We start from the raw sequence: 6,376 nt of genomic DNA on the forward strand, positions 1-6,376 counted from the left end.
AGTGGTGCCACGAACTCATCAACTGCGCGGGCACTCCACTCAGATGCTGAACCGTGCATCTCGGAGAACGCGCCCAGGACCATCCCGGCGAGCGTGTTTGCTTCGACCGCATCCGCTGCACCCGACGTTTTGTCGGAGAGTCCACGTAAGACATCTGGATTTACAAGCACGAGCCCCCACCACTTCGTGTACGTAAGTCGACCGTCAGCGTCTCAGTATGCCCATCGATCGGACATACCGGTCGGTCAGATCCCCAGGACCCGAATCGTCTGCCGCGCGCAACCGGTGCGCGGCTCGACGAACGCCTGGTGACCCTCGCCCGGTACGACGATCAGTTCGGCCGACTGCCCGCGGGCGATCGCGTCGTCGACGTACCGGCGGCTCACCACGTCGGGCACGAGGTCGTCGTCGTCACCGGTGATCGCGACGACGTGCGCGTCGAAGACCGGCGCGAGCATGGGCGATGCCTCTTCGTAGCGGCGCGGTGACTCGCTGTACGGGCGGCCCATCAGGGCGCGCAGGGATTCCTTGTCTGCCGCGGAGACGGTGTCGAGGACCGCTGCCTGGGCCACGACGGTGGTGATGGTGGTCGAGGCGGTACGTGCGCCGAGCTTGCCGACGGCCCACACTGCGAGCTGGCCTCCGGCCGAATGCCCGACGACGCCCACCGAGGAGAAGTCGATCGCGCGGAGGTCGACGTCCTGTTCTTGCAGCGCATCGCGCACCGAGCCGTCGAGGGCCCGGATCGCCTCGACCACGTCGCGCCCGGTGTTCGGCCAGCCGCCGCCCGGTTCCCCGACGCGGCGGTACTCGATGTTCCACACGACCGCACCGCGTTCGGCCATCGTGCGGGCGACTGCGGTCTGGATCGTCGAACCGTACTCCACCGACCACGAGCCGCCGTGGACGAGCACGACCACCCGGGCCGGCGTCGCGGGGTCGAGGCCGTCACGCGGGAGGTATACGTGGCCGAATTGGGAAGGCTCGGTGCCGTATTCGATCTTGGTGCGTCGTACGGCGCAGCGTCGGACGGTACTCATCGCGACCACCGTCCGGTCAGCACACCGATCGCACCCAGCGCGACCGCGGCCGCCGTCGAGGTACGCAGCACCTCCGGGCCGAGCACCACCGAATGGGCACCGAGCGCGGTCAGGTCGGCGACCTCGGCGTCGTCGAGTCCGCCTTCGGGACCGACGACGAGCACGATCTCGCTCGCATCGGCGAGCGGCAGTTCGGCGAGGGGCCGCGCCGCCTCCTCGTGCAGCACGGCGACCACACCGCCGGCGGCGACCGCGTCGGCGCACCGCGCGCGGACGTCGATGGTGGTGGCGAGGTCGGTGACCTCGGGAATCCAGGGTCGGCGGCTCTGCTTGGCGGCAGCCGACGCCGCGGCCCGCCACTTGGCAACGCCCTTGTCCGCCTTGCCCGTCCACCGTGCGACACAGCGCATCGCCTGCCAGGGCACGATCACGTCGATGCCGGCCTCGGTCGCGAGATCGACGGCCAGCTCAGACCGTTCGGACTTCGGCAAGGCCTGCACAAGGGTCACCTGCGGGGCGGGACGCGCCTGGAAGGAGAACTCACGCACCGACGCGACGAGGGTGTCCTTGCCGGTGATCTCCCGGATCTCGCATCCGGCCACCGATCCCGCGCCGTCGCCGACGAGGATGCGCTCCCCCACCCCGAGGCGCGCGACCGTCACCGCATGCCGGCCCTCCGGCCCGCTGAGGATGAGGTCGGCACCCGGGGCAGGGACGGAGTCCGCCCAGAAAAGCGGTGGGCTCACTTGCCTGCGAATGCGTTGCGCAGTCGTGAGAAGAGTCCGCCCGGGGCGGCCGCGGCCGACGTGTTGACCACCTCGATCTCGTCCTGCGCCACCTTCTTGAGCTTCTTGAGCGCGTCGGTCTGGGCACTGTCGAGCTTGGTCGGCACCACCACGTCGAGATGGACGTGCAGGTTTCCGCGGACACCCGAGCTGACGTGCGGCATACCCTGGCCGCGCAGCTTGACCACCTGGCCGGGCTGCGTGCCCGGGTCGATCTTGACGGTGACGGGATCGCCGAGAATGGTCTCGACGTCGAACTCGGCACCGAGCGCGGCGTCGACCATCGGGACCTTCAGGGTGCAGTGCAGGTCGTCCTTGTCGCGCAAGAAGACCTCGTGCGGCCGCTCGGTGACCTCGACGTAGAGGTCGCCGGCCGGACCGCCGCCGGGGCCGACCTCGCCCTGGCCGCTGAGCCGGACGCGCATGCCGCTCTCGATGCCGGCCGGGATGCGGACGGTCATGGTGCGACGCGAACGCACGCGACCGTCGCCGCCGCACTTGTGGCAGGGATCGGGGATGACCTCGCCGACGCCGTGGCAGGTCGGGCACTCGCGGACGGTCATGACCTGACCGAGGAACGAGCGCTGCACCGACTGGATCTCGCCGGCACCGTGGCAGGTGTCGCAGGCGACCGGTTTGCTGTCGCCGTTGGTTCCCGACCCGGTGCACGCGTCGCACAGGATCGCGGTGTCGACGGTGATCTCCTTGTTGACGCCCTGGGCGCACTCGGCGAGATCGAGCTTGAGGTTGACGAGCGCGGGCTCACCCGGCTGGACGCGCGAGCGGGGACCGCGTCCCGACCCGAAACCGCCGCCACCGCCGAAGGCGCCGCCGTTGCCGAAGAAGGCTTCGAAGACGTCGCCGAATCCGCCGCCTCCGCCGCCGAATCCGCCGAACCCCCCGGCACCCGCACCCGCGAGGGGGTCGCCACCGGCGTCGACGATGCGGCGCTTCTCCGGATCGGTCAGCACCTCGTACGCGGTGCTGACCTCCTTGAACTCGTCCTCCATGCCCGGGTTGACGTCGGGATGCAGTTCGCGTGCCTTCTTGCGGTAGGCGCGCTTGAGCTCCTGGTCACTGGCACCCTTCGCCACACCCAGGATTGCGTAATAGTCACGTGCCACGGTTGTAGTGATCCTTCGGTCTCAGTTGGTGCCCACGCGGTGCGCGCCATCGGTGTGGACGCACGTCCGCGCGGTACGCAGTGGAACCACTCGATTCTGCCGTCGACCGGTTGGGGCCCTCACCTGACGTCCGTCGCCGGGGCGGCGGTCATCGTTCGGCGAGCACCTCACCGATGTATTTGGCAACGGCTGCGACCGACGCGATGGTTCCCGGATAGTCCATCCGTGTGGGGCCGAGCACACCGACGCCGCCGAACACGGTTCCCGATGCACCGTACCCTGTGGACACCACCGAGGTCCCACGCAGGTTCTCGGTCTGCGTCTCCTCTCCGATCTGCACTGTGACCTGGCCCATGTCCTGTGTCGTGGCGAGGATCTTGAGCACGACGACCTGCTCCTCGAGCGCTTCGAGGACGGTGTCCATGCCGCCGACGACCGGCGTGAAGTCGCTCGCCGACCGCGCCAGGTTGGAGGTGCCGCCGAGCACCAGCCGGTCGTCGCCGCGTTCGACGAGGGTCTCGACGAGAACGGTGGCGATGCTGAGGACCGCACCCCGGATGTCGTCGGGTGCCGAGTTGGCGAGCTCGGCCACCGCCGCCGACGCCTCGGCGAGCCGTTTGCCGTGCAGCGCCGCGGAGAACATGTCACGCAGACGACTGATGTCCTCTTCGTCGTGGTCCTCGTTCAGCGCGACCATCCGCTGTTCGACACGGCCGTTGTCGACGATCACGACGAGCAGCAACCGCGACCGGGAGAGCGAGACGACCTCGAGATGCCGGACGCGGGCCGCCGACAGCACCGGGTACTGGATGACGGCCACCTGGCGGGTCAGCTGGGCCAGCAGCTTCACCGAGCGTCGCAGCACGTCGTCGAGGTCGACGCCGGAGTCGAGCACCGACAGGATGGCGCGACGTTCCGCCGACGAGAGCGGCTTGATCTCGCTGATGCGGTCCACGAACATCCGGTAGCCCTTGTCCGTGGGGACTCGACCCGAGCTGGTGTGCGGCTGGGTGATGTACCCCTCGGCCTCGAGTACCGCCATGTCGTTGCGGACGGTCGCACTCGACACCCCGAGCTGATGCCGTTCGACGAGTGCCTTCGATCCGATGGGCTCTTGCGATTCGACGTAGTCGGTCACGATCGCGCGGAGGATCTCGAATCGACGGTCATCCGTTGTGGACACGCGGTACACCTCCTGATCCGAGTCCCGGTCCATGGGGTTGGGCCATAGAGTTGGGTACGTCCCATACTGGGTACGTCCATACTACGAAACCGGCGCGGAGTCACATGATCTTCAAGGGGGTGCGGGAGGGCAGGCCCTATCCCGACCACAAGCTGTCGACGCGGGGCTGGGCCAAGATCCCACCGCGACAGCTGCGACTCGACCAGCTGATCACGCTCACCAAGGTGCTGGCCCTGGACAAGCTGCTCAGCGAGGACTCGACGTTCTACGGCGACCTCTTCGCGCACGTCGTCCGCTGGGAGGGCGACCTCTACCTGGAGGACGGACTCCACCGCGCGGTGCGCTCGGCGCTGCGGAACCGCAACATCATCCACGCCCGCACCCTCGATCTCGACGCCCTCGACCTCTCCGAGGGCGCGCGCCCCCTCGAGGAGCAGCTCGACGACACCGCCGAGATCCCGGCCCGTCCCCGCATCGTCGACGTCCCGCCCGAACCGGTCCGTCCGCCGCGTGGCGCGCCCGAAACCCCTGGCGGTGGTGGGGCTCATCGTCGAGGCGCCCGATCGACCGGCTGGACGAGCCCGTCGCGCCCCGAGCGGCCCTGGTAAACCGCGGCTCAGCCCCAGAGCACGCGGCGGATCACACCGTCGGCGAGAAGCCGGCCGGCGTCGGTGAGGACGTAGGCACCGCCCGTCGAGCCGAGCAGGCCGTCGGCGCACAGCTTTTCGGCGTTCGCACGTTCGGCGTCGTCGAGGAGGTCGTTCGGCAGTCCGGTCCGGAGTCGGGTGGTGAGCATGACCGCCTCCATGTGGCGGTCCTCGGCGGTGAGCTGTTCCGACGACGCCGCGGGCAACACGCCTTCTTTGAGCGTCTGCGCATAGCGCGCCGGATGCTTCACGTTCCACCAGCGCACCCCGTTGACGTGCGAGTGCGCGCCCGGGCCGATCCCCCACCAGTCCGAGCTGTTCCAGTAGGCGAGATTGTGGCGGCACGCACCAGCGTCGTCGAGCGCCCAGTTCGACACCTCGTACCAGCCGAAACCGTTGGCACCCAACCGATCATCGAGGATCTTGTAGCGGTCGGCGAGCACGTCGTCGTCGGGTGCGGGCATCTCGCCGCGCCGGATTCGACGCGCCAGCGCGGTGCCGTCCTCGACGATGAGCGCGTAGGCAGACACATGGTCGACGCCCGCGGACAGCACGGCGTCGAGGGTGGTGTGCAGGTCGGCGTCCGTCTCGCCGGGGGTGCCGTAGATGAGGTCGAGGTTGACGTGGTCGAAGCCGGCCGCCCGGGCCTCCCGCGCCGCGGCGACCGCGCGTCCTGGCGTGTGCACCCGGTCGAGGACCTTGAGCACGTGCTGGGCGGCGGACTGCATGCCGAGCGAGATGCGGGTGAACCCGGCCCCGCGCAGCTGCTCGAAGAACGCCGGCGACGTCGACTCCGGGTTCGACTCGGTGGTGACCTCGGCGTCGGGGGCGAGGTCGAAGTTGGCGCGCACCGCGTCGAGCAGCCGGGTGAGTCCGTCGGCGCCGAGGAGAGACGGCGTACCGCCGCCGACGAAGATCGTCGACACCTTCCGGGTCGGCGCCAGCAGCCGGGCCGCCGACTCCAGTTCCGCGGCGACCGCCTCCTGCCAGGACTCCGGCGACGACGTCGAGCCGAGCTCCCCCGCGGTGTAGGTGTTGAAGTCGCAGTAGCCACAGCGGGTCGCGCAGAACGGGACGTGCAGGTACAGGCCGAACGGCACGTCGGGGTCGACGTCTCGGCACGCCCCGTCGATGAGCTGCGCGGTGAGCTCGGGGGTGGCTGCTTCGATGTCGACCTTCACCGTTCCATCATGACGACCTCGACGTCAGCACCGAAATCGCCGGCTCGGCCGGGGCGGACAACGTCGCGGCTCAGGCCGGGAACAACAACGACGCGTGTCCTCGACCGACTCGAGGTGACCTCCGGTCGCGCCGGCGCAGAGGCGTTTCCATCATCATGATGGAAAATAACCCCAAGTAGACGAGGCGATGGAGATCGTGGCACTATGGACCTCGTGATTTTCCCAGGGGTGTGGCTCGCAGCGCGTCGCCACATTGATCTCAAGCGCGTCAACAGCGCTTTCTGTCGCATCTAGCGACGTCTCGGCCCCGATTGATCCCTGAATCCCAGGGATGCCGGCACGTTTCAGCCCACTTTTTCGTGCAATGAACGCCGGCCCTGTGCGCCGGCACAGGAGATTTCATGACGTCCACAACC

General features: G+C 68.8%; 6 protein-coding genes. 1 reads left to right on the plus strand and 5 read right to left on the minus strand.

Annotated features, from left to right (window positions below; all coding sequences use genetic code 11):
* Window positions 1-245: 245 nt before the first annotated feature.
* The 4 genes from GOALK_RS12210 to hrcA all read right to left on the minus strand — a co-directional run bounded on the left by GOALK_RS12210 (window position 246) and on the right by hrcA (window position 4,132).
* Window positions 246-1,040 (minus strand): alpha/beta hydrolase family protein, encoded by a 795-nt coding sequence (locus GOALK_RS12210; RefSeq protein WP_006359132.1) that lies wholly within the window; start codon window positions 1,038-1,040, stop codon window positions 246-248.
* A complete protein-coding gene (locus tag GOALK_RS12215) occupies window positions 1,037-1,786 on the minus strand; it encodes a 16S rRNA (uracil(1498)-N(3))-methyltransferase (RefSeq protein ID WP_006359133.1) in 750 nt (249 codons plus the stop codon). Before GOALK_RS12215 ends, GOALK_RS12210 begins: the two co-directional genes overlap by 4 nt.
* A complete protein-coding gene (dnaJ, locus tag GOALK_RS12220) occupies window positions 1,783-2,949 on the minus strand; it encodes a molecular chaperone DnaJ (RefSeq protein ID WP_006359134.1) in 1,167 nt (388 codons plus the stop codon). The genes GOALK_RS12215 and dnaJ overlap by 4 nt, the downstream gene beginning before the upstream one ends.
* Window positions 2,950-3,097: 148 nt before the next feature.
* A complete protein-coding gene (gene hrcA, locus GOALK_RS12225; protein ID WP_006359135.1) occupies window positions 3,098-4,132 on the minus strand; it encodes a heat-inducible transcriptional repressor HrcA in 1,035 nt (344 codons plus the stop codon).
* Between the two features lie 104 nt (window positions 4,133-4,236).
* On the opposite strand from hrcA, the gene GOALK_RS12230 reads away from it, so the two are divergent.
* Entirely contained in the window at window positions 4,237-4,740 is a 504-nt protein-coding gene (locus GOALK_RS12230) for a type II toxin-antitoxin system VapB family antitoxin (protein ID WP_006359136.1), read from the plus strand.
* An 8-nt stretch (window positions 4,741-4,748) separates the two neighbouring features.
* Here the strand turns inward: GOALK_RS12230 and hemW are convergent, their stop codons facing one another.
* A complete protein-coding gene (gene hemW / locus GOALK_RS12235; RefSeq protein WP_006359137.1) occupies window positions 4,749-5,960 on the minus strand; it encodes a radical SAM family heme chaperone HemW in 1,212 nt (403 codons plus the stop codon).
* Window positions 5,961-6,376: the final 416 nt, after the last annotated feature.

The organism is Gordonia alkanivorans NBRC 16433 (genome assembly GCF_000225505.1).
Taxonomy (GTDB): domain Bacteria; phylum Actinomycetota; class Actinomycetes; order Mycobacteriales; family Mycobacteriaceae; genus Gordonia; species Gordonia alkanivorans.